At 65.4% G+C, this 22,904-nt stretch carries 15 protein-coding genes and 3 pseudogenes; 9 read left to right on the top strand and 9 right to left on the bottom strand.

Annotated features, from left to right (window positions below; all coding sequences use genetic code 11):
• Window positions 1-4: 4 nt before the first annotated feature.
• A complete protein-coding gene (locus DIE13_RS00815; RefSeq protein ID WP_124825368.1) occupies window positions 5-6,043 on the bottom strand; it encodes an alpha-2-macroglobulin in 6,039 nt (2,012 codons plus the stop codon).
• A 303-nt stretch (window positions 6,044-6,346) separates the two neighbouring features.
• Between DIE13_RS00815 and DIE13_RS00805 the strand changes: the two genes are divergently transcribed.
• From DIE13_RS00805 to DIE13_RS00780, 6 genes and pseudogenes are all read left to right on the top strand, one after another.
• Complete coding sequence (locus DIE13_RS00805; protein WP_124825367.1) at window positions 6,347-6,853, top strand: sugar dehydrogenase complex small subunit; 507 nt, start codon at window positions 6,347-6,349, stop codon at window positions 6,851-6,853.
• On the top strand, window positions 6,853-8,472 hold the full coding sequence (locus tag DIE13_RS00800) for a GMC family oxidoreductase (RefSeq protein WP_124825366.1): 1,620 nt from the start codon (window positions 6,853-6,855) through the stop codon (window positions 8,470-8,472). The genes DIE13_RS00805 and DIE13_RS00800 overlap by 1 nt, the downstream gene beginning before the upstream one ends.
• Before the next feature lie 2 nt (window positions 8,473-8,474).
• Window positions 8,475-9,752, top strand: a complete 1,278-nt coding sequence (locus tag DIE13_RS00795; RefSeq protein ID WP_124825365.1) for a cytochrome c — start codon at window positions 8,475-8,477, stop codon at window positions 9,750-9,752.
• Between the two features lie 177 nt (window positions 9,753-9,929).
• Window positions 9,930-10,349: a DoxX family protein gene (locus DIE13_RS00790; RefSeq protein ID WP_096499770.1), complete on the top strand. Its 420-nt coding sequence runs from the start codon at window positions 9,930-9,932 to the stop codon at window positions 10,347-10,349.
• A gap of 63 nt (window positions 10,350-10,412) precedes the next feature.
• A complete protein-coding gene (locus DIE13_RS00785) occupies window positions 10,413-11,519 on the top strand; it encodes a porin (protein ID WP_124825364.1) in 1,107 nt (368 codons plus the stop codon).
• A gap of 678 nt (window positions 11,520-12,197) precedes the next feature.
• Window positions 12,198-13,097, top strand: a pseudogene (locus DIE13_RS00780) (phage late control D family protein); the annotation flags it as partial.
• 213 nt (window positions 13,098-13,310) lie between these two features.
• Here the strand turns inward: DIE13_RS00780 and DIE13_RS33760 are convergent.
• The 3 genes and pseudogenes from DIE13_RS33760 to DIE13_RS00770 all read right to left on the bottom strand — a co-directional run.
• Window positions 13,311-13,694 (bottom strand): annotated as a pseudogene (locus DIE13_RS33760) (type VI secretion system baseplate subunit TssF); the annotation flags it as partial.
• A gap of 61 nt (window positions 13,695-13,755) precedes the next feature.
• A pseudogene (locus DIE13_RS33755) lies at window positions 13,756-13,929 on the bottom strand (type VI secretion system baseplate subunit TssF); the annotation flags it as partial.
• Window positions 13,930-14,201: 272 nt separating this feature from the next.
• Window positions 14,202-14,405: a hypothetical protein gene (locus DIE13_RS00770; RefSeq protein WP_124825362.1), complete on the bottom strand. Its 204-nt coding sequence runs from the start codon at window positions 14,403-14,405 to the stop codon at window positions 14,202-14,204.
• 235 nt (window positions 14,406-14,640) lie between these two features.
• On the opposite strand from DIE13_RS00770, the gene DIE13_RS00765 reads away from it, so the two are divergent.
• Window positions 14,641-15,141 carry an AAA family ATPase gene (locus DIE13_RS00765; RefSeq protein WP_124825361.1) on the top strand — a complete coding sequence of 167 codons (501 nt, stop codon included), beginning with the start codon at window positions 14,641-14,643 and terminating at the stop codon, window positions 15,139-15,141.
• Window positions 15,142-15,192: 51 nt separating this feature from the next.
• Here DIE13_RS00765 and DIE13_RS00760 read toward each other — a convergent pair whose 3' ends face one another.
• The 3 genes from DIE13_RS00760 to DIE13_RS00750 form a co-directional block, all read right to left on the bottom strand.
• The gene (locus tag DIE13_RS00760; protein ID WP_124825360.1) at window positions 15,193-15,735 is read right to left on the bottom strand and encodes a cysteine hydrolase family protein; all 543 of its coding nucleotides are present in this window, start codon (window positions 15,733-15,735) and stop codon (window positions 15,193-15,195) included.
• A gap of 241 nt (window positions 15,736-15,976) precedes the next feature.
• Complete coding sequence (locus DIE13_RS00755; RefSeq protein ID WP_124825359.1) at window positions 15,977-17,284, bottom strand: MFS transporter; 1,308 nt, start codon at window positions 17,282-17,284, stop codon at window positions 15,977-15,979.
• A 55-nt stretch (window positions 17,285-17,339) separates the two neighbouring features.
• Window positions 17,340-18,524: a M20 aminoacylase family protein gene (locus DIE13_RS00750; RefSeq protein WP_124825358.1), complete on the bottom strand. Its 1,185-nt coding sequence runs from the start codon at window positions 18,522-18,524 to the stop codon at window positions 17,340-17,342.
• A gap of 180 nt (window positions 18,525-18,704) precedes the next feature.
• On the opposite strand from DIE13_RS00750, the gene DIE13_RS00745 reads away from it, so the two are divergent.
• The gene (locus DIE13_RS00745) at window positions 18,705-19,607 is read left to right on the top strand and encodes a LysR substrate-binding domain-containing protein (RefSeq protein WP_124825357.1); all 903 of its coding nucleotides are present in this window, start codon (window positions 18,705-18,707) and stop codon (window positions 19,605-19,607) included.
• Window positions 19,608-19,800: 193 nt separating this feature from the next.
• Window positions 19,801-20,121 carry a pyrimidine/purine nucleoside phosphorylase gene (locus tag DIE13_RS00740; RefSeq protein WP_012366195.1) on the top strand — a complete coding sequence of 107 codons (321 nt, stop codon included), beginning with the start codon at window positions 19,801-19,803 and terminating at the stop codon, window positions 20,119-20,121.
• A 133-nt stretch (window positions 20,122-20,254) separates the two neighbouring features.
• On the opposite strand, the gene DIE13_RS00735 is transcribed toward DIE13_RS00740, so the two are convergent.
• The gene (locus DIE13_RS00735) at window positions 20,255-20,587 is read right to left on the bottom strand and encodes a hypothetical protein (protein WP_175750440.1); all 333 of its coding nucleotides are present in this window, start codon (window positions 20,585-20,587) and stop codon (window positions 20,255-20,257) included.
• 507 nt (window positions 20,588-21,094) lie between these two features.
• Entirely contained in the window at window positions 21,095-22,882 is a 1,788-nt protein-coding gene (locus tag DIE13_RS00730) for a chloride channel protein (RefSeq protein WP_185731177.1), read from the bottom strand.
• Between the last annotated feature and the right edge of the window lie 22 nt (window positions 22,883-22,904).

Here is a 22,904-nt window from a genome sequence, read left to right as displayed (position 1 = left end):
TTGCTCACGACTTGTTCGTGTCGGCCGGCTTCACGGTCATCGGCGGGTTCGGCCACAGGCCGTACACGGACGGCGCGTACAGCGCTTCGACACGCGTCGGCGGCAACCCGAACGTACCGACGTTGTTCAGCCGCACCGTGTATTCGACCGAGAATTTGCCTTTCGGCAAATAGTCGTAATACGCGCGGTAGCCGTCGAAATCGCGTTCGATGAACGACGGCCACGCGCCGTCCGGCGTTTTCTCGCCCTGGGTCGCGGCTTCCGAATCGCGGCCGAGGCCCGAACCGAGGATCGTCGCGCCGGACGGAATCGGATCGTTGACGACGACCCACGTCATGTCGCTCTGCGCATCGATGTCGAGATGCACGCGCACGACGTCGCCGCGCGTAAGCACACCCTTGACGGCGGGTGACACGGGCGTGATCGTCTTCGTGATCCGGTAGCCGGCCGCGAACGGCGAGCGCAGCGGCACGGCCGCGAGGCTCTCGACGGTCGCCCACGGGCGGCCCGTGCCGTCCTGCGTGACGGACAGCGTGGCCGGTGCCTGCGATGCGCGCGACCACGGCATCAGCACGCTGCGTGCCGTGGCGGCCCGCGTCGCGGCGGTGGCCGACGCGGAGGTATCGGCGGGCGCCTGCGACCACGGGATCGCGCGGTCGTTGCCGCCGAGCGCGATCTTCGTCGTGCCGGTGACGGGCGTGCTCTCGTAGGTGCGTGAGAAGCGCTCGACCGCGAGCAGGCCGAGTGCGTTCGACGTCGTCGTCTGCCATGCGCCCTGGCGCTGCAGCGCCAGCAGGCCGGTCGTCACGCGCGGCATCTCGTCCTTCCATGCCGGGTCGCCCGCGAATTCGAGCGCGAGACGTGCGGCGTTGGTCTCGTTGCTCGTCATCAGCCACCACAGGTCGTCGTCGCGCGCGGTCGAGAACACGAGCTGCGTGCCCTGGTACGTGAGGCGCGCCCGCAGGATCTGCTCGACCTGCGCGCGTTTCTCGTCGCGTTGCGGGATGTCCTTCACGCGCGTGAGGATCGCGTGATAGTCGATCAGCGCCGACGTCGGCCACTGGTTCGGCGCGATCTCGATCGAGCCGAGCATGCGGCCCTGGGCGGCGCCGTAACGCGACAGGGCCTCGATCGCGGCGAGCTTGCGCAGGTCGCGATCCTGGCGCGGCGCCCATGTGTTGCGCTCGATGCGGCCGTCGACGAAGCGTGCGAGCCCGGCTTCCAGCTGCGTGCGCATGTCTTCCGGCAACGCGAAGCGCGGGTCGAGGCGGCTCGCCTCGTCGGACACCACCAGCAGGTACGACGACAGCGTCGGGCTGCCATGGTGCGAATCGTCGGACGACGGCGGAAAGTAGCTCGCGAGCCCGTCGCTGTCGAGGTAGACGGGCATGCGTGCCACCAGCGCCTGCCATTGCGCGGGGTCGTGCAGGCCGATCGCGCGCGACGCCTGCTGCTCGAGGCAGCGGTACGGGTAGCGTTCGAACCAGCGCCGCACGCCGGGCAGGCCGTCCGCCAGCTTCGATTGCAGCGACACGGCGATGCCGCCGCGCGGTGTGCCCTGTGCGTTGTTGACGGCACCGGCCGGTGCCGACACGGGCACCGTCAGCGTGCCGTCGACCTGCGCGAGCGTGGCCTGCTGCACGGTCACCGGCAGCGCGGGCACGACCTTCTGCGTGACGGCCAGCGCATCGGAGGCGCGCTTGCCGCCTTGCTCGGCCGCCTCGATGCGCCAGTTCAGCGCGCCGGCCGCGTCGAGCGCCTGCTCGGGCACGGTGATCGTCCACGCTAGCTCGGTCGCCGCGTTGGCCGCGAGCGATACGGTTTGCGGTGCGACATCGAGGCCCGTCACGCGCGGCGTCACGACGACCTGCATCGCGCGGTCGGTCGTGTTGCGCAGCGTGACCTGCGCGCGGAACGCATCGCCTTCGCGCACGAGCGGCGGCAGGCCGGAGATCAGCTGCAGATCCTGCGTGCTGCGGATCGACGTACTGCCGGTGCCGAAGCGATCGGCGCCGACCGCCGCGATCGCGACGATCCGGAAACGCGTCAGCGCATCGTTCAGCGGCACGTCGACGGTCGCGCTGCCGTTCGCGTCGAGCGTCACACGCGGGTTCCACAGCAGCAGCGTGTCGAACAGCTCGCGCGTCGGCGCGCTGCCGCCACCGCCGCCGGCCGGCACGGCCTTGCGGCCGAAGTGGCGGCGGCCGACGATTTCCATCTGCGCGGTGGCCGTTTCGACGCCGTATGCGCGACGCTGCAACATCGCGTCGAGCAGATCCCAGCTGTTGTTCGGCATCAGTTCGAGCAGCGCCTCGTCGACGGCCGCGACCGCGATCTGCGTGCCGGCCGGTGCGGGCTGGCCGTTCGGCAGCGTCACCTTCACATGAGCCTGTGCCTTGCTGCGCACCGTGTAGCGCGTGGCGTCGGTCGTCACGGTCACGCCGAGACGATGCACGCCCGTGCCGACCTTGATCTCGCCCAGGCCATAGCGGAACGCGGGCTTCGACAGGTCGACGAACGCGGTCGGCGCTTCATAGTGACGGCCTTCGCGCCAGAAGGCGCGCGCCCATTCGACCGGCGCCTTCCAGCCCCACGTGAAGAACGAGTACCACGGCACTTCACGAATCCGGCCGCGCAGTGCGAGCACCGACACGTACACGTTCGGCCCCCACGATTCGCCGACCTTCAGGTCGATGGTCGGGTTCTTGCCGTTCAACTCCACGACGTGCGTTTCCATCACGCCGCCGCGCTCGACCGCGACGAGGGCGGTGGCGTAGCGGAACGGCATGCGCACCTGGAAGCGGGCGGTTTCGCCCGGTTCGTACGACGTCTTCTCCGGAATCACGTCGATCCGGTCGGTGTTGTCGCCGCCGAACCAGAGTTCGTCCTCGCGCGTGACCCACACCGACGTCGACGCGTTCGACGCGCGGCCGTCGCCGTCCTTCGCGACCGCGATCAGCTGCACGTTGCCGGCCTGCTCGAGCGTCGCGTCGCAGGCCATGCGGCCCTTGTCGTCGGTCTTGCCCGAACACAGCACGCCGAGGTCGCGCGTGTCGCTCTTGTTGTCGTATGCGTAGAAGCCGCCGACCATCCGCTTGCGCGACGACGTCGTGACGTGCGCGACGCCCTTGATCTCGATCGACACTGACGCACGCGGCTTGCCCTGCAGATCGACCGCCAGCGCCTGTACGGGCACGCGCTGGCCGACCGACACCCAATGGCCGGCCTTGATGCCGACCGCCACCGCGGCCGGCCACAGGATCGTGTCGCCGCGGATCGTCTGTACTTCACCGTTCGGATCGGCGAACGTCGCTTCGAGCGCGATGCGCTTCGGTGCGTCGACGTCGGGCAGCCCCTTGAGCGTAACGGAGCCCGAACCATTGCGATCGAGCGTCAGCGGCAGCTTGTCCGCGATCAGCTTCGTCGCATCGGGATCGCTGTTCGACGACGACGCGTTGTCGCCGTCCTGCGAATCGTCGTCGGCGTTGCCGTCGCTCGTGTCGGGACGATACGGCGAAAAGCTGAAGTCCTCGAAGCGATCCGCGAACGGCGGCGACGCCCACTTCATCAGCGCCGACACCTGCACGGGCAGGTTCGACGCGCCGCCGCCCGACACGTAGTCGATCTGCACGGCGAGCGGCGCTTCCTTCACGGCGACGAGCGGGCTCTTCTGCGCGTCGCGCGCGCTGATCGACCCTTTCAGCACCGGCAGGCGGAACGCCTCGACGCGGAAGCTGCCGCTGTAGTAGCTGGTGGTCGGCGCATCGTCCGGACCGCCTTCGAGCGACACGCTGTATTCGCCGAGCTTCGCTGCCGGCGGCAGCGTGAACTGCGTGTCGGCGCTATGGTCGGCCGTCCACGTGAGCGGCAGCTTGTACGTCTGGTCCGAGCCGAGATGGCGGATCGTCACGCGCGTCGGGTATTGCGACGGGAACGCGAGGCTCTGCAGCGTCTCGGTGCGCAGGAAATGCTTCATCGACACGGTTTCGCCGGCGCGCAGCAGCGTGCGGTCGAAGACGGTATGCGCGCGCATGGTCGGCGCGCTGTCGTTGTCGGTCGGCACGTTGAAGCGCCAGGATTCGATCCCGCGATTCCAGTTCGAGCTGACGAATGCCATGTCGGGGCCGGTCTTCGGGTCGTCGACGCGAGCGGACACGAAGTAGTCGTCGAAGCGCTGTTCCGACGAACTGCACTCGCGCTTCGGCTCGAACGGGCCGTCGATCTTCAGCAGACCCTGCGCGTCGGTCTTGCCGGCCGCGATCTCGTCGCCGTTGCAATCCGATACGCGAATTTGCGCGTTCGGCACGGGCTTGCCCTTGTCGAGCGTCGTGACCCACACGAGGTTGTTCTCGCGGCCCTGTTTCAGATGCACGCCGAGGTTCGTCACGAGCACCGTGGTGCGCACATACATGCTCGACGGTTTCGCGAGCAACGAGCGGCCGAGCGCGGGCGACGCGAGTTCCAGCACGTAGAAGCCGGGCTTGTCGATCGGCACGCCGACGATCTCGAACGGGCGCAGCGTCTTCGGATCGGCCTTCGGCAGCGTCAGCGCCTGCGCGCCCGGTTCGCCGTCGAGCAGCGACAGCGAGCGCACGTCGATGCGCCGGTCCTGCGGCGCGGGCATCTTTTCGCCGGCTTCGAGCGGCACGTAGACGGGATGCTGGCCCTTGCGCCGCAGCAAACCCGGCACGCGCCCGTCGATCGTGCCGGCCGTCATCGACCAGTTGTCGAAGCGGTCGACGGTTCGCATCCATTGACGAATCGCGGTGTCGTTTTCGACCTTCAGGTTCGCGAATTGCGCGCCGCCCGCGTTGAGCCCGGCGATATGGAGATCGGCTTCGACGTTGCGCAGCGTGACCGGCACGAGCGCAGGCGTATCGGGTTCGGCGAAGCGCTCGACGATGCCGAAGGTGCCCGACGAGAATTTCGCGAGCGGCGGCATCGGCGCGGTGCGCGTCGCGAGCGGGAACAGGTCGGCATTCGCGAGCGAGCGGTCGGTCACGTCTCGCAGCCCGGACGGCAGCTCGATCGTCAGGCTGGCCTGCGCGGGCAGCGGCGGGTTGAACGTGACGGTCGTCACCTCGTCGCCGTGATCGTCCGCGGCGAAGGTCGGCGAAAGCGAACCGTCAGGGCCGCGCAGCTTGATCGCTTCGGCGTTCTTGCGCGAGATCGGCGCGTTGAACGACAGCGTCAGCGGGCGCAGCGGAGTGCAGGGCGCCTTCGCGTTCTCGCGCTCGCACGAGAAGCTCGCGGCGAACGGCGCGCGCACGGTGAAGTCGAAGCGCCGCTCGGTTTCGTTCGCGATGCCGCTCGGGCTTGCCACGCCCTTGCCGTAGACGAGCTGCATCTTCGCGCTGGCCGGCAGCGCCTGCGCGCACGATAGCGTGAGCACGCGCGCGGCGTCCTTCTTGAGCCCGAAGTGGTCGAGCAGCACGTTGCGCGTGTCGTCGGCGGCGGCCGTGACGGGGATGCGATTGCCGATGCCGGCCGCTTCGCACCAGATGTTCGCGAGCGCGGAGCGCGGCTCGGCCGGGCCGTTCAGCTTCAACACGAAGACCTGGCGTTCCTCGATCTCGCGCGAGCCAGGGCGCACCGTCACAGGGAACGGGCCGCCCGTTTGAAACGTGAAGCGGCGCGGGCCGCTCACCGCATTGCCGGCGACCGAGCGCAGCGTGTCGTTGAGCGCGACCGAGCAGCGTACGCCCGGCGGCAGGTCGTTTTCGAAATCGTAGACCCACGTCTTGTCGTCGAGCCAGTGACCCTGGCCGCGCGCGGCAGCGGCATCGTTGCAGGTCATGCGCGCGGGATTCGGCGCGGACGCCGAACCGAACGCAACCATCGCTTCGTCGAACTTGACGACGCTTTGCCGGACCTCGGTGACGGTGCCTTGCGGCGACACGCTCACGGTGCGTGCGGCGAGCGCGTGCAGCGACAGTGCGGCCGCGGCGCCGAGCGCCGCAACCGGGCCGATGCGCAGGAGCAGCCGTGTGGTGTGATTGGAATTGGATTGATTCGTGTTGTTGTGTTTGTCGTGCTGCTTCATCGCTCGATGCCCTCGGAGGGAAGCTTTCTGTTTGATTGCAGGCGATTCTAACCGACGGGCATGTGAGCGGATGACGGAATGCTGCGTGTCGTCGGCTTGCGACACACGGCATCCCGATGCAGAATTGTCGCGTCGACGACACAAAGATGCAGCGAAATGTCGATTGTCTCGGAATGCGGAACATTTAATGGACTATAAAGCCATTGTCCGATCCGATTTGTGCGCGTACATTTCAGGGCCGCGCCAATGTTTGAGAATTATCAAGCGTGGTTTTCCCGAATCCGGTGTTCGAGAGAAGGAAACATGCACAACGACAACACTCCCCACTCGCGTCGCGATGACGACGCAGCCGCAAGCGGCATCACGCGGCGTCAATGGCTGCAGGGCGCACTGGCGCTGACGGCGGCGGGCCTCACCGGCTCACTGGCGTTGCGGGCCCTGGCCGACAATCCCGGCACTGCGCCGCTCGATACGTTCATGACGCTCTCCGAAGCGCTGACAGGCAAGAAAGGGCTGAGCCGCGTGCTCGGCGAACGCTTCCTGCAGGCGTTGCAGAAAGGCTCGTTCAAGACGACCGACGGTCTGTCGCAACTCGCCGGCGCACTCGCGTCCGGTTCGCTGAGTCCCGATCAGGAAGCCTCCGCGCTGACGATCCTCGAAGCGTGGTATCTCGGCATCATCGACAACGTCGTGATTACGTACGAAGAAGCATTAATGTTCAGCGTCGTGTCCGATACGCTCGTGATCCCTTCGTATTGCCCCAACAAACCCGGCTTCTGGGCCGAAAAACCGATCGAGAGGCAAGCCTGATGGCCGATACCGATACGCAAAAAGCCGACGTCGTCGTCGTCGGGTCCGGTGTCGCAGGCGCGATCGTTGCGCACCAGCTCGCGATGGCGGGCAAGTCGGTGATCCTGCTCGAAGCGGGGCCGCGCATGCCGCGTGGCGATATCGTCGAGCGCTTTCGGAACCAGCCCGACAAGACGGACTTCATGGCGCCGTACCCGTCGAGCCCGTGGGCCCCGCATCCGGAATACGGCCCGCCGAACGACTACCTGATCCTGAAGGGCGAGCACAAGTTCAACTCGCAGTACATCCGCGCGGTGGGCGGCACGACGTGGCACTGGGCCGCGTCGGCGTGGCGCTTCATCCCGAACGACTTCAAGATGAAGACGGTGTACGGCGTCGCGCGCGATTGGCCGATCCAGTACGACGATCTCGAACATTACTATCAGCGCGCCGAGGAAGAGCTCGGCGTGTGGGGCCCCGGTCCCGAGGAAGACCTGTACTCGCCGCGCAAGGAACCATACCCGATGCCGCCGCTGCCGTTGTCGTTCAACGAGCAGACGATCAAGAGCGCGCTGAACGGCTACGACCCGAAGTTCCACGTGGTGACCGAGCCGGTCGCGCGCAACAGCCGTCCGTACGACGGCCGGCCGACTTGTTGCGGGAACAACAATTGCATGCCGATCTGCCCGATCGGCGCGATGTACAACGGCATCGTGCACGTCGAGAAGGCCGAGCAGGCCGGCGCGAAGCTGATCGACAGCGCGGTCGTCTACAAGCTCGAGACGGGCCCGGACAAGCGCATCGTCGCCGCGATCTACAAGGACAAGACGGGCGCCGACCATCGCGTCGAAGGCAAGTACTTCGTGGTGGCTGCGAACGGCATCGAGACGCCGAAGATCCTGCTGATGTCGGCGAACCGCGATTTCCCGAACGGCGTCGCGAACAGCTCCGACATGGTCGGGCGCAACCTGATGGACCACCCGGGCACGGGCGTGTCGTTCTATGCGAGCGACAAGCTGTGGCCGGGCCGCGGCCCGCAGGAAATGACGTCGCTGATCGGTTTCCGCGACGGCACGTTCCGGGCGACCGAGGCCGCCAAGAAGATCCACCTGTCGAATATGTCGCGCATCAACCAGGAGACGCAGAAGATCTTCAAGGCCGGCAAGCTGATGAAGCCCGAGGAGCTCGACGCGCAGATTCGCGATCGCTCCGCACGCTACGTGCAGTTCGACTGCTTCCACGAAATCCTGCCGCAGCCCGAGAACCGCATCGTGCCGAGCAAGACGGCCACCGACGCGATCGGCATTCCGCGTCCGGAGATCACGTACGCGATCGACGACTACGTGAAGCGCGGCGCCGCGCACACGCGTGAAGTCTACGCGACGGCCGCGAAGGTGCTCGGCGGCACGGAAGTCGTGTTCAACGACGAGTTCGCGCCGAACAACCACATCACCGGTTCGACGATCATGGGCGCGGACGCACGCGACTCGGTCGTCGACAAGGACTGCCGGACGTTCGATCATCCGAACCTGTTCATCTCGAGCAGCTCGACGATGCCGACCGTCGGTACGGTGAACGTGACGCTGACGATCGCGGCGCTGGCGCTGCGGATGTCGGACACGCTGAAGAAGGAAGTCTGACCGTGCGGAAATCTACTCTCACCTTCCTCCTCGCCGGGTGCCTGACGCTGCCCGGTCTCGTGCGCGCGGCCGACTCGGCCGATCCCGCGCAAATCAAGCGCGGCGAATATCTGGCGATCGCGGGCGACTGCATGGCCTGCCACACCGCGAAGGGCGGCAAGCCGTTCGCAGGCGGTCTCGGGATGCCGGTGCCGATGCTCGGCAAGATCTATTCGAGCAACATCACGCCCGACCCGGACACCGGTATCGGCAACTGGACGTTCGAGGACTTCGAGCGTGCGGTGCGCCATGGCGTCGCGAAGAACGGCGACAACCTGTATCCGGCGATGCCGTACGTGTCGTACGCGAAGGTCGACGACGACGACGTGCAGGCGTTGTACGCGTACTTCATGCACGGCGTCGAGCCGGTCAAGCAGGCGCCGCCGAAGAACGAGATTCCCGCGCTGCTGAGCATGCGCTGGCCGCTGAAGATCTGGAACTGGCTGTTCCTGAAGGACGGCGCCTACCAGCCGAAGCCGGCGCAAAGCGCCGAGTGGAATCGCGGTGCGTACCTGGTGCAGGGCCTCGCGCACTGCAGCACGTGCCACACGCCGCGCGGTGTCGCGATGCAAGAGAAGTCGCTCGACGAGACGGGCGGCAGCTTCCTGTCGGGTTCGGTGCTCGCGGGCTGGGACGGCTACAACATCACGTCCGACCCGAACGCGGGGATCGGGGGCTGGACCCAGCAGCAGCTCGTCCAGTACCTGCGTACCGGCAGCGTGCCGGGCGTCGCGCAGGCGGCCGGACCGATGGCCGAGGCGGTCGAGCACAGCTTCTCGAAGATGACCGACGCCGACATCGGCGCGATCGCGACGTACATCCGCACGGTGCCGGCCGTGGCCGACGGCAGCACGAAGCAGTCGCGTTCGTCGTGGGGCAAGCCGGCCGAGGATGGGCTGAAGCTGCGCGGCGTGGCGCTCGCGTCGTCGGGCATCGATCCGGCGCGGCTGTATCTCGGCAACTGCGCGACGTGTCACCAGATGCAGGGCAAGGGCACGCCGGACGGTTACTACCCGTCGCTGTTCCACAACTCGACGGTGGGTGCGTCGAACCCGGCCAACCTGGTCCAGGTGATCCTGAATGGCGTGCAGCGCAAGGCCGGTAGCGAGGATGTCGCGATGCCTGCATTCCGTAACGAGCTGTCGGATGCACAGATCGCCGCGCTGACGAACTACCTGACCGCTCAGTTCGGCAATCCGGCCGTGAAGGTGACCGAGCAGGACGTCGCGAAGGCGCGCTGACGCCGGCAGCACGCGACACGAAGCAGGGCAACACTGACAAGAGGAGGAGCACAGCACATCGGGCGGGCCCCGATGCCGGTTGTTGCAGAGGAGGGCGGGCGGCGCAGGCGGCTGCCCGTCCTGGTTCGTTGGCAATCCGGTGCGCGCGCTTCGCGCATCGTTTTCGTTGATCACACCATGACACCGAATCAACCGTTTCTCGCGTCCCAGCGCGATGTGCTGCTGCTGCTGTCCCGAATCCTGCTCGTGATCCTGTTCGTGATGTTCGGCTGGAAGAAGATCGTCGACTTCTCCGGTACGATCGCGTTCATGGGAACCGAGGGTGCGCCGGCGCCGATCATTTCGGCCGCGATCGCCGTCGTGATGGAATTGTTCGTCGGCATCGCGCTCCTCGTCGGCTTCCAGACGCGGCCGCTCGCGCTGCTGCTTGCGCTGTACACGATCGGCACCGCGCTCATCGGCCACCGCTACTGGACGATGACGGGCGGCGAGCAGATCAACAACATGATTCATTTCTACAAGAACATCGCGATCTCGGGCGGCCTGCTCGCGCTTTGCGCGGCCGGCCCCGGACGTTTTTCGATCGATCGCGGGTGAACGGGCCGCCGGCGCGCGCATGGGGTGCGCGCCGGACGGTCGAGACTCCGAGGGGGCATCATTTTGCGACTCAAACATTTCGCATGGCTGATTGCGGCTGCCACGCCCGCAGCCGCATTCGCGCAGACCAGCGTGACGCTGTACGGCCGGATTGACGGCGGCGTCGAATACCTGAACCACATTGCCCAGCCGAACGGCGGTAGCGCGACACGCTGGAGTGCCGAAAGCGGCGACTGGGGTACCAGCATGTTCGGCCTGAAGGGTGTCGAGGATCTCGGCGGCGGCATGTCGACCGTCTTCAACCTCGAAACCGCATTCCAGGTGATGAACGGCCAGACGGGCGGCGGGCGCATGTGGTCGCGCCGCGCGTATGTCGGGTTGAAGAGTGACACGTGGGGCCAGCTGCAGGCCGGCCGCAACCTCTTCATCGACAGCGACGGCGTGTGGGAATTCGATCCGTTCGTCCAGCAGGCGTTTTCGTCGGCATCGCTCGTGCGCGGCCGGAACTGGCAGCAGAGCAGCAACAACATCGAATATCACAGCCCGGTGATCGGCGGCTTCGACGTGCAGGCGCAATACGCGTTCGGCAATCAGTCGCGCGGTTTCAACTACGGCGCGGCCGACGACTTCGGCCGCTCGGACGGGATCATGCTGTCGTATCACTCGGCGCTGCTCGACGTGCGCGGCATCTATGACGAACTGCGCGACAACAACGGCAAGTTCAGCAACATCTTCACCGCGTCGCGCGAGTATTTCGTCGGCGCGAACGTGAAGGTGGCGAAGTTCAAGATTCAGGGCGCCTATACGCACTACCAGGCGCCGGACAGTCCGGCCGGCGTCGCCGATCGTGCCGATCACTACTGGCTCGGTGCGACCTATGCGGCCAATCCGCAGTGGGCCGTGACGGGGGGCGGGTACTACGTGAAGGTGGGCGACGGCGGCGGCGATGCGTCGCACGATCCGTCGGGCCACGCGATCATGTACGTGCTCGGCACCACGTACAACCTGTCGAAACGCACGTTCCTGTATGGGACGGTTGCGTATGTGCGTAACGGCGGGAATTCGAACTTCTCGCTGCTCGCGTCGCCGCGGGATGCGACGTCGGGTACCAGTCCGATGACGGGCGAGTCGCAGACGGGCGCGTATGTGGGGATGATGCATACGTTCTGAGCGGGGTGGACAGCTGAGGGGAAAGGCACAGGCGGAGAGACCCGTGCCTTTTTGTGTTTACAGCGATTGCGAAGATCATCGCGGCAAACAAATGGGTGTCGGCGGGCGGATTCGGACGCGTCGTGCCAGCCGCGGCCGCTGTTATATCGCTGCCTGCATGTCGCTCGGTCGCCGGTTCGCCGCGGGAGGTGCAGGGCGTGCTCGAGCATTGCGTCGCGGGTAGTACGCGCTCGATGGATTCACATTCTCTGACGTTTATGGACTGGAAACCACCGTCATACGCGACGATCCGTGCGCGGGCGCTTTGCCGCGACATCGTTGTGCTCGACAGCATGATGTAAGCCACGCGGGAGTTCCGACGCGCTGAGGCACTGAATGTGACACATCATCGGTGTATGCCGGGATAGATCACGATTCGATATGGTGAATTCCGGCTGGGCGCGATTCAGCGGTTTGAACCGCGTCGAGGCTGAAGGCCCCAGCAGCGGCGGGAATTCTGGGCCTTTTATTGTTTTGATGAAAAATACCAATCTGCCGCCCGGCGCTGCCCGGCGGCTGTTTTTGTTACAACCCAGCACGGGGTAGCCCGATGGTTTCCGATCTCCTGAACAAGACACTGCGCGCACAGTACGTGGAACATGGACGCATTGTCCGCCTCGATACGCCGCTTGGTGAAGACTGGTTGGTCCCGCTTTATGTCTGGGGCGCGCATGTCTGGGGCGAGACTTCGAATTCACGATCGACGTAACGTCGACGCGGCTCGAAGCGATTCGGGCCAACGCGCTGATCCGGCAATCCGTGACGCTGTGGGTTCGGCAAACGGACGGCAGTGAAATGCCGATTCACGGTTATGTAACTGCGTTCAGTCGCTCGGGTGCGGACGGCGCGAACACCTACTACCAGCTTCGATTCAACTCGTTCCTCGCGCTGCTTCGACTCGGCAGCGACCGGCGCGACTGGATCGAGACCCCCGCGCAGCAAACCGTATCTGACGTGCTCGGAAAGTATCCGCAAGCATCCGGTAACGTGACGTGGCAAGTGCGCCAAGCGCTGCGCTCGTATTCTCAACGGATGCAATGGGAGTCCGACTGGAACTACGTTCACCGTACATTCGAAGAACTCGGCCTCTTTCCGCGGTTCGATATCGCGAAGGACGGCAAGTCGCACAAGGTCGTCATCATGGACGATCTGTTCTCGGTTCCCGAGTTGATGCGCAAGAACATTTCGTTCAGCGGTGCGGTGCAGGACGAGGAATTTGACGGCCTTGGGGAGTGGATCGATTCGCAAGAAATCCAGTCCGCCGAACTCGACACGGGCACATTCGATTACAAGCGCCCGGACCTTTCCAAGCACGTCACGATGCCCGCGTTCGATCTTGACGACGTTCCGGGCTTGGGCGAGCAGTATGAATACACCGGGTCACATACGTGGTCGGATCGCGATATGGGCGAGAATCAGGCAAACTTTATCGCAGAGGAATGGCGCTCGCGCGCGCAGCGCTTCTACGGGGTGGGTGCGCTGCGTTGCGCATGGCCGGGCCGCTATGGCGTGCTGACAGGGCACCCCGTGCACGATGCGCAGTCGGAGCAGGATCGAGAGATGGCGATTCTCTCGGTGAACTGGCTTATCCAAAACAATGTGCCGGGTATTGAGAACTTGACGCGCTTTCGCAAGAGCCTGCGCGCGGAGGTCGAGCAAGCGCGGGCGACTGGCACGGGTTCGGCCGTGCGCCACGACTGGTATCCCGGCAATGGGTATCGAGCGTCCGCTGTCGTCCGCTTCGACGAATGCGCCCCGGACACGCAGCAGGACCGTATCCAGCAGCGCCACGACTGTCTGGCGTTCTCCGGTGAAGTGGACGCGCAGCGCGTCGGGCGAAACCGCTTCGAGCGGCGCGGCGGCGCCGCTCGACTCAATCGTGATGGAGATGAAGCTGGTTGTGTTCGGCGGTAATGCGACGTATGCCGGTGCGACGGTACTGCTTGAGAATCGGGCGCTTGCGATGTGGACCGGCGCAAGCGTTACATCATAGGCGGTCCGAAAGCGAACCTCCCCGCCGCGCGACGTGAGTTCCATGCCACGCGGCAAGACGACCGGCTTGTTCGGTAAATCCTTGACCGGATCGAGGCGAGCGATCGAGCATGCCGGGAACGGCCGCAGGTAGTGCGGGTGCAAGACATGAAGCAACGCTTCGGTGAATTTCGGCGCGCCGTCGTCGACGGTTGACCCGGATTTCGGCTGCAATCAACGCGAACGCCTGCATCATTCGCTGGACATGTGGGTCGCCCGTCTGCCCGCTTGTAAAGCTCAGGCGAGCGGCAACGCGTGGATACTCGTTGGAGAAGGTTGCGAACTGATTTTTCAGCTTCGCCATTTCCTGTTCATAGTAGCCGCGCAGCTTGTCGTGCATATCCAACGTCGTAGGGTCTCTGCGGTTCACGACGAGCGCTGTATTGTCTTGCGGTCATCGTAGCCGATTCTTCATCCTCAGCGTTAGCCACCGCCCGATAGTCCGACGCTAAAATATGACGACGGATCAGGCTGCATAGAAATGCATGATTGCGCGGTTGGCGCTCGTGCCCGGGCCTGTCGATAGGAGGGAACAGGGCCGGAAAGTCGCGTGTGAGGCTGAAAAGCGTCCACGAGTGTTGCTGGCCGAGGTGATCCAAAAGTGATTGATATTCAGTGGTTCATATTGATGGATTCTGCGTAGGCCTTGGCTTCTTCGATCTCGACATGAATATGCTTCGCAATGTGAACATCGAGAGGAATCGGCCAAGGATCGCCATTCCGATCCCAGCTTGTGATGCCCGAATTTCCATATGCTTCGCGGACTCTCGGGCGGGCTGCTCGCACTTTGCGCGACCGGCCCTGGACGTCTTTCAATCGATATCGGGTGAACGGGCCGCCGGCGTGCGCCGAACGGTCGAGACTCCGAGGAGGTATTGTTTTTCGACTCAAACATTTCGCATGGCTGATTGAGGCGGTCACGCTGCATGACGCTACCGAGAGAGTGCTCGATATGTTCACACGTCTCTGACGTTCATCGACCGAAAAGTCTGCGGCGAAGGGCGGCTATGCGATTCATCACCATCGGACTGACGTGAATTGAGACGGGAACATGAAGGTTTGCATTGTAGGCCCATCGGGCGCTGGGAAAACGACGATCACCAGGGAATTGGCGCGCAAGTTCAATATCGCCAGGTACGAATTCGATGACGTGTATTGGGACAGGAGCGGCGAAGCGTTTTCGAAGAGATCGGATGAGTCGATGGCGGCAGCCATCGAAAGGATCATCGAGCAGGGCAACTGGTTTGTCGAAGGTGCGTACGACAAACGGATGTATCCGCTGCTCGCCGAATGTTCGCTGATCCTGAGGGTGGAGGTTTCGTTCAGTGTGAGAGCGATACGCTTGATCAAGCGCTTCATTTGGTCGACGGTGACAGGCAAACTGCCCAAGGAGACCTTCCGGAACACCGTCGATCTGATCAAGTTTTCATTTCGCTTCGAGAGACGGCTCAGCGAATTTTTATCCGCAAACGTGATGCTCTCGAAGAAGGTCGCTTCAGTTCGCGACACATCGTCGTGCATCGAAGCGATGCGCGCGGCCGGTCTTTGCTGACGCTGTTGCGAGGCGTGCCGTTATGCGCCGTAGTCTGAGCGGTGTCGTGCATCAGAACCCGCACGCTTCCGTCGTCGTCAACATCGCAAACGGCCCGCCAAGCGTCGCATTGTGATGCGCGACGATCCGCTCGGCCGGCAACTCCAGCGTGTCCATGCAGGTATGCGCATCAGCAACGAGCACCGCACGCAAGCCGAGATCGCCGGCCGCACGGCAGGTCGTATCGATGCAGTACTGCGTCTTCATCCCCGCAACCACGATTTCGCCGATCCCGGCCGCGTGCAGCCACTCCGCGAGCCGCGTGCCGGCGAAGCAGTTGGGCCGCGTCTTGTCGAACACGGTATCGCGTTGCACATCGATCTCGAGCGCCGGCAACAACGCGGCGAGCGGTGCGTCGGGCGCGATCGGCGAGCCGGCCGGGCCGATGTGACGCACCGCGTACACGGGTGCGCCGGCTTCATGTGCGCGGCGAATCAGCCGGTTGATGTTGGCCAGCACGCGTTCGCCGTCATGCGGACGGTCGGGGCCGTGAAACAACCCGACCTGCATGTCGACGACGAGCAGCGCACGTTTGGGCGAACGGACTTCGGACATTGCGTTTCTCCTGAATGACCGGTGCGGACGGAGAAACGAAGAGACCCCGTCCGGAACCGGCGGGGCCTGCGGGAATCGGTGACGCTACGATCTTGCGCGCACTCGCCGCACGGGCCCGCCGGAGGCGGTCGTGCGCGTGGTCGTCGAAAGCGTGGTCGTGGCGTCGTGCATGAAGCGATCATGCACGATGCGCGAGTGCCGCGTCAATGGCACGGGCCATGCACAACGCACCGCCCACCATTCAATCAAGCGCCTTCCCTGCCTTCTCATCCATGCAACGAATCGCAAGCAGCGTGAATACGCCGCAACCGATCGCATACCACGCGGGCGCATTCGGATTGCCGGTCGCGGCGATCAGCCACGTGACGAAGAATTGCGCGAAGCCGCCGAAGATCGCGACGCCCACGCTATAGACGAGCGCGCCGCCGGTGGCGCGCACCGCTCGCGGGAACAGTTCGCCGAGCATGGCGCCCGTCGCGCCGATGTTGATCGCGTGCACGATCGACAACGCGGCGATGATCGACAGCAGCGAGGTGGCGCCTGGCCAGCGGTTTAACGCGACGAACGCGGGATAAATCGCGGCCATCAGCGCGATGCGGGTCCACCAGACGATCCGGTTGCGCCCGAACACGTCGGACAGGTGGCCGCCGATCGGCGTCACGAGCATCAGGATCGCGCCGGCGATGCAGCCTGCCGTCATCGACAGCCAGGTCGGCAGGTGCAGCACCTGCACGCCGTAGATCGCCATGTAGAACACGATGATGTAGTGGATCGACGTGCCGCCGATCGTTACGCCTAGCCCCGCGAATACGGCCTTGCCGTGATGGCGCAGCACGTCGGCGAGCGGCAGCGACGCGACCGGTTCTTCATGCGCGGCGGCCGGCACTTCCTCGACGGTGCGGCGCAGCCAATAGCCGATCGGCACGAACAGCGTGCCGATCACGAACGGCACGCGCCAGCCCCAGCTTTCGAGTTGCGCGGCATTGAGCGTCGACGTCAGCGCGACCCCGGTCAGCGCGCCCGCGAGTGCGGCGAGCCCCTGGCTCGAGAACTGGAACGATGCATAGAAGCCGCGGCGATGCTGTGGTGCCTGTTCGAGCAGCAGCGTCGTCGATGCGCCGACTTCGCCGCCCGATGCGAACCCTTGCAGCAGGCGCGCGAGCACGAGCAGCAGCGGTGCGGCGATGCCGACCTGCGCGAAGGTCGGCGCGACCGCGATCGTCAGGGTGCCGAGCGCCATCAGCAGGAGCGTCAGGATCATTGCCTTCTTGCGGCCGGCGCGATCGGCGTATATGCCGATCACGAGACCGCCGAGCGGACGCGTGACGAAGCCGACACCGAAGCTCGCGACCGCGAGCATCAACTGCCCGAACGACGAATGCACGGGAAAGAACAGCTTGCCGATCAGGATCGCAAAGAAGCTGTAGACCGTGAAGTCGTAAAACTCGAGCGCGTTGCCGACGGCGGCGGCCGCGATCAGGCGGCGTTTCTTCGCGGCGGTGCGGGCATCGGCCGGCGAGCCGGCGAGCGAAAGAGCGGACGTTTCCATGGGGTTCCCCCGGTAAGCGCGGAACTGCGTGATGAAGAGCCGTAAGGAACGGCCGTCAGGCCGCGAGCCACGCTTCGGCGACGCGCACCCAGTAGCTCGCGCCGATCGCGAGGATGTCGTCGTTGAAGTCGTAGCCGGGGTTGTGCACCATGCAGCCGCCCTTGCTGCCGATCCCGTTGCCGATGAACGCATAGCAGCCGGGGCGCGCTTCGAGCATGAACGCGAAGTCCTCGCTGCCCATCAGCGGCGCGGCCTCGGTTTCGACGCGCTCGGCGCCGAGCATCTGGCGCGCGATGTCGGCCGCGAAGGCGGTCGGCTCCGGATGGTTGACGAGCACCGGGTAGCCGTAGTCGTAATCGACTTCCGCAGTGACGCCGAAGCTTTCCGCCTGACCTTTGGCAAGTGCTTCGATGCGGCGTGCGAGCAGCGCGCGCACGTCGGCGTTCAACGCGCGCACCGACAGCTTCATCACGACGGTTTCCGGAATGATGTTGAAGGTCTCGCCGGCCTGCACGCTGCCAACCGTGATCACGGCTGCATGCTGCGCGTCGACCTCGCGCGCGACGATCGTCTGTAGCGCGACCATGATGCTACCTGCGGCCGACATCGGATCGCGCGCGAAGTGCGGCATCGCGCCGTGGCCGCCGACGCCGCGCAGCGTGATCGTCACGCGGTCGGCCGACGCCATCGCGGCACCGGTGCGGAACGCCATGTCGCCGGCCGCACGGCCCGGCATGTTGTGGATCGCGAAGATCGCATCGCACGGGAAACGGTCGAACAGGCCGTCGTCCATCATCGACTTCGCGCCGCCGAAGTTTTCCTCGGCCGGCTGGAAGATCAGGTTCAGCGTGCCGGAGAACTGGCGCGTGGCCGCGAGGTGGCGCGCCGCGCACAGCAGCATTGCCGTATGGCCGTCGTGGCCGCAGGCATGCATTTTGTTCGCGTGACGGCTTGCGTACGGCAGGCCGGTGGTTTCCGCGAGCGGCAGTGCATCCATGTCGGCGCGCAGGCCGACGGTGCGCGTGCCTTGTCCTTCGCGCAGCACGCCGACGACGCCCGTCTTGCCGATGCCGCGATGCACGTCGTAACCCCAGCCCGTGAGCAGTTCGGCGACGAGGTCGCTCGTCAGCGTCTCCTCGAACGCGAGCTCCGGGTGCGCATGGATGCGGCGGCGCACCTCGATCAGGTCGGGGGCGATCGCGGCGATGCCGGGGATGACGGGGTTCACGGCTTGCAGCATGGTCTCTCCTGTGGGGGCGGTGGGCGTTTGACGCGCATATGACGTGCAAGCATATAAATTTCTTTTGCGCACCAGAAGCTGATAAATTGCTTTGGTGCACACCACTGGTTGCCGCTCGGGAATACCCTGATTCGGCATGCGTCGCGGCACACAGGGTTTCCACGAATCACGCATGCCGTCATGAAATACCATCAGTTGAAAGCGTTCGTCACCGTCGCGGAAGAAGGGAGCATTCGCGCGGCCGCGCGGCGCCTGAACGTGTCGCCGGCGGCGTTGACGAAGGCGGTGAAGGAGCTGGAGATCGCGCTTGGCGTCTCGCTCGTCGTGCGCACCGCGCGCGGCGTGCAGCTCACCGCGTTCGGCCAGCAATTGCAGGTGCGTGCGCGGCTGATCGTCGCCGAGATGCAGCGTGCACGCGACGACATCGAGCAGGCGCAGGGCGCGATGACGGGCTCGGTCGCGGCGGCGATCACGCCGGCCGCCGCCGTAACGATCCTGCCGGATGCATTCCGCGCGTTCCGGCGGCGCTTTCCGGTCGCGCGCGTCAACCTCATCGAAGGATTTCCGGGCGTTGCGCTGCCGCGGCTGCACGACGGCTCGCTCGATTTCGCGGTGGCCGTCGTCGTGCCGGAACTGCTCGCGGCCGAGTTCGATCACGCGGAACTCTATGCGAGCCGATCGCTGATCGTCGCGCGCAAGGGGCATCCGCTCGCGTCTGCCACGTCGCTCGCAGATCTCGTCGAAGCCGACTGGCTGATGAATCCGTCGCCGGAAAGCTCGACCCAGGTATTGTTCAATTCATTCGTCGCATACGGGCTGCCGGTGCCGCAGCGGGTCGTCGAATGTCCGAGCTTCGGGCTCGCCCACAGCCTGATGACGGGTTGCGACCTGATCGCGTCGATGCCCGAGCAACTGCTGCAAGGGGAGTGGGCGCGCGACCAGCTCGTGGTGCTGCCGATCCGCGAGCGGCTGCCGGGCGTATCCGTGCAGGTCGTCACGCGCCGCGACAGCCCGCTCACGCCGGCCGCGGCGATGCTGCTGGACTGCCTGCGCGATTCCGCGCGGCGCAAGGGATTGCGGTGAGCGGAGCGCATGCGGGATCGAGCAATCTATAACGTAGTGATCCTGATTATCGGTCGTGCGCCTTCGTCGTTTCCCGCGTGCGATTGCGGGTTTGCGGCAGGTGTACCGCGAGCCGGTATCATATCGGCCGGCCCGCCGACCCGGCCGGCTTCCAACAACACGCCATCCGGCATCCAGCAATCAGAGGCATCACATGACCAGTGCAACCCAATTCGACAACGTATCGGTCGTCAAGCGCGCGAACGTCTATTTCGACGGCAAGTGCGTGTCGCATACCGTGCTCTTCCCGGACGGCACGCGCAAGACGCTCGGCGTGATCCTGCCGTGCGCGCTCAACTTCGGCACGGACGCGGCTGAATTGATGGAAGTGCAGGCCGGCAAGTGCCGCGTGAAGCTCGACGGCAGCAGCGAATGGCAAACCTACGGCGCGGGCGAATCGTTCTCGGTGCCGGGCAAGAGTCGCTTCGACATCGAAGTGCTCGAGACGCTCGATTACGTCTGCAGCTACCTGTAAGCTCCTTCGCGCGGGTACGCTGAGGCGTGAAACACGCACGCACGGGCCTGGCGGCCGGTGCGCATAAAGCGACAAGCCCCGCCGAAGCGGGGCTTGTCGCATGCGGGCGGCGCGATGCCGCCCGGCACGGCGCTCACAGGCAGGCGCTGATGTCGCCCGCGGAAGCGGCGTCGCCGCGAACGCCGACCCACGTCTTCGCGCCCGGCTTCCACGACGGGCGGACCATCGCGGCGGCGCCGTTCGGCGGCTGCTGGCCCGGTGCGTAGACGTCGGTCGCGAGGCCGTTGGCGAGCACGTTCTGCGAGATCACCTGTTGCTGCGACTTGTCGGCCCAGGTCTTCGCGATACATGCGGAGACGTCCTGGGCGGGCTTCTGGCTTTGTCCCACATTCTGCACGGCCGGATCGGCGGCATGAGCAGAAATTGCCACGGTCAATGCGATGAGCGGTAAGTATTTCACGTTCACGTTTTATCTCCCTCGAGTCGTGATTGATTGAGTGGGATGCGCAGCATAACTGCGTGCCTGTGAGATTGCATCGAGCGAGCGCGGTTCCGGCGAATCGGAAACAAGTTGTTAATGCGCTTGCCGGACGACAGCTCGAGTGCTGTGCGTTTTATGGCGGTGCGACATGCGTCGTGCGCGGCCCGAACGAGCCGGGGGACGCGGGGACGACGTCATGCGCCGTGTGGTCTGCTCGCTGTCCGGCGGTGTGGCGAATCGACGATCGCGGCGTGCTGCATGTCTTCGCATGTTGCGCCGCGACGCTTCTTTATTGGCTGCCGAAGTGGAATGGCTGAATGGTGGCCCCGTCGCATGCATTCCATGATGACAAACTTTCGTCCGTTGAATTGTCAACGAAGTTTAAACACGGAGCGCGCGGAATGTAAAACGGCGCGCGGTGCGCGCCGTTTCGTGAGTCGGAGTGAAGGGGGGAGCGCGGTGCGCGACGCTGCACCGCGCACGCTGCCGGCGTCAGCCGGGCCTGCGGATGCCGATGTCGCGCAGGTTGGCCGGCACGACCGGACGGAAGCGTTCGCGCTTCTGCTCGTCGTCGAAGTGCTGGAGCGCGGGCTTGATGAGGTCGCTGCGCGACACGATGCCGGTGATGCGCAGCGATTGCGGATCGTCGACGACCGGCAGGCGTTCGAGGCCGAGCATCGCGAGGCGCGACGCGACGACGCGGCACGTTTCGTGTGCGAGCGCGACAGCAGGTGCGCGATCGGCGAACGCGCTCGCGAGCGTCGCGCCGGCACCGGCTTGCGCGCGCTGCGCATCGAGCGTCGCGCGATCGACGAGGCCGAGCAGGCGGCCGTTCTGCACAACCGGGTAGGCACGGTGCGTCTGCTTCGCGCCGAAGTACTGCGACTCGACCGCGTCGAGCGTCGTTGCGCCGTCGATCGCGACGAGCGCATCGGCGGATGTCATCACTTCCCCCACGTCATGTCGCTCGAGCGGATCGACGCCGTATTCGCGGTAAATGTGATAGCCGCGCCGCGCGATCTTTTCGGTCATGATCGAGCGCTTCATCACGACGGTCGCGAAGCCGTGCGCGACGAGCGTTGCCGCGAGCAGCGGCAGCAGCGCGTTCGCGTCGTGCGTGAGGCCGAACGCGAACACGATCGCGGTCAGCGGCGCGCCGAGCGTTGCGCCGAGCGTCGCGGCCATGCAGACGAGTGGCCATAGCGCCGGATCGCCGCCGGGCAGCACCGGCGACAGCACGGTGCCGAGGCCCGCGCCGAGCATCAGCAGCGGGGCGAGCACACCGCCCGACGTGCCCGAGCCGAGCGCGACCACCCACATCACGGCCTTCACGATCAGCAGCGCAAGCGCGATCCTCAGCGCGATGTGCTGGTGCAGCAGGTCGCCGATGACGTCATAGCCGACGCCGAGCGCGCGCGGCTCGAGCCAGCCGCCGACGCCGATCACGACTGCGCCTAGCGCGGGCCACCACATCCAGTGCACCGGCAGTTTCGCGAAGCCGTCTTCGACGCGGTACAGCGCAGCCGACAGGCCGCATGCGAGCATGCCCGACAGAAGGCCGGCGACAATGCACGACAGTAGCGCGACGGGCGTCGGCGCGGCAGTCGTCAGCGGAAACAGCGGGCCGGCCCCGAAGAACACGGCGCGCGCAAAACCAGCCACCGCACACGCGAGCGCGACGGGCAGGAAACTGCGCGGACGCCATTCGAACAGCAGCAACTCGACCGCGAGCAGGACGGCGGCGACAGGCGTGCCGAACACGGCCGTCATGCCGGCGGCCGCGCCGGCGACGAGCAGCGTCTTGCGCTCGGCGGCGGTCACGTGCACGCATTGCGCGATCAGCGAGCCCAGCGCGCCGCCCGTCATGATGATCGGGCCTTCGGCACCGAACGGGCCGCCGCTGCCGATCACGATGCCGGACGACAGCGGCTTGAGCACGGCGACCTTCGGCGACATGCGGCTCTTGCCGAACAGGATCGCCTCGATGGCTTCCGGAATGCCGTGGCCGCGGATCTTCTCCGAACCGAAGCGCGCCATCAGCCCGACGATCAACCCGCCGATCACCGGCACGACGATCACCCATGCGCCGAGCGTGTTGTCGGCAGGCGAGCGGTCGGCGAACGAGAGCTGCTGGAAGAAGAACAGGTTCGTGAACAGGTGAATCAGGCTCAACAGCAGGAACGCCGCCAGCGTGCCGAGCAAGCCGATCACGGCAGCGAGCAACGCGATCCTGGGCAGGCGTTCGTTGGTCGAGAAATCGCGTTTGTGTGGTGCGTTCATCGGAATTGAAAAGGTCGGTAAA

Origin of the sequence: Burkholderia sp. Bp9016, from assembly GCF_003857765.1 — a bacterium.
Lineage (GTDB): Bacteria > Pseudomonadota > Gammaproteobacteria > Burkholderiales > Burkholderiaceae > Burkholderia.
The sequence above is the reverse complement of the archived record's forward strand: the minus strand, read 5'-3'. Positions and strand labels throughout refer to the sequence as shown.

What these genes read in the sequence shown, in the direction of transcription:
- DIE13_RS00750 (WP_124825358.1), bottom strand. Translation starts at nt 18,524, where the DNA reads ATGCTGCAAGCCGTGAACCCCGTCATCCCCGGCATCGCCGCGATCGCC.
- DIE13_RS00755 (WP_124825359.1), bottom strand. Translation starts at nt 17,284, where the DNA reads ATGGAAACGTCCGCTCTTTCGCTCGCCGGCTCGCCGGCCGATGCCCGC.
- DIE13_RS00815 (WP_124825368.1), bottom strand. Translation starts at nt 6,043, where the DNA reads ATGAAGCAGCACGACAAACACAACAACACGAATCAATCCAATTCCAAT.
- DIE13_RS00765 (WP_124825361.1), top strand. Translation starts at nt 14,641, where the DNA reads ATGAAGGTTTGCATTGTAGGCCCATCGGGCGCTGGGAAAACGACGATC.
- DIE13_RS00800 (WP_124825366.1), top strand. Translation starts at nt 6,853, where the DNA reads ATGGCCGATACCGATACGCAAAAAGCCGACGTCGTCGTCGTCGGGTCC.
- DIE13_RS00805 (WP_124825367.1), top strand. Translation starts at nt 6,347, where the DNA reads ATGCACAACGACAACACTCCCCACTCGCGTCGCGATGACGACGCAGCC.
- DIE13_RS00730 (WP_185731177.1), bottom strand. Translation starts at nt 22,882, where the DNA reads ATGAACGCACCACACAAACGCGATTTCTCGACCAACGAACGCCTGCCC.
- DIE13_RS00745 (WP_124825357.1), top strand. Translation starts at nt 18,705, where the DNA reads ATGAAATACCATCAGTTGAAAGCGTTCGTCACCGTCGCGGAAGAAGGG.
- DIE13_RS00760 (WP_124825360.1), bottom strand. Translation starts at nt 15,735, where the DNA reads ATGTCCGAAGTCCGTTCGCCCAAACGTGCGCTGCTCGTCGTCGACATG.
- DIE13_RS00790 (WP_096499770.1), top strand. Translation starts at nt 9,930, where the DNA reads ATGACACCGAATCAACCGTTTCTCGCGTCCCAGCGCGATGTGCTGCTG.
- DIE13_RS00740 (WP_012366195.1), top strand. Translation starts at nt 19,801, where the DNA reads ATGACCAGTGCAACCCAATTCGACAACGTATCGGTCGTCAAGCGCGCG.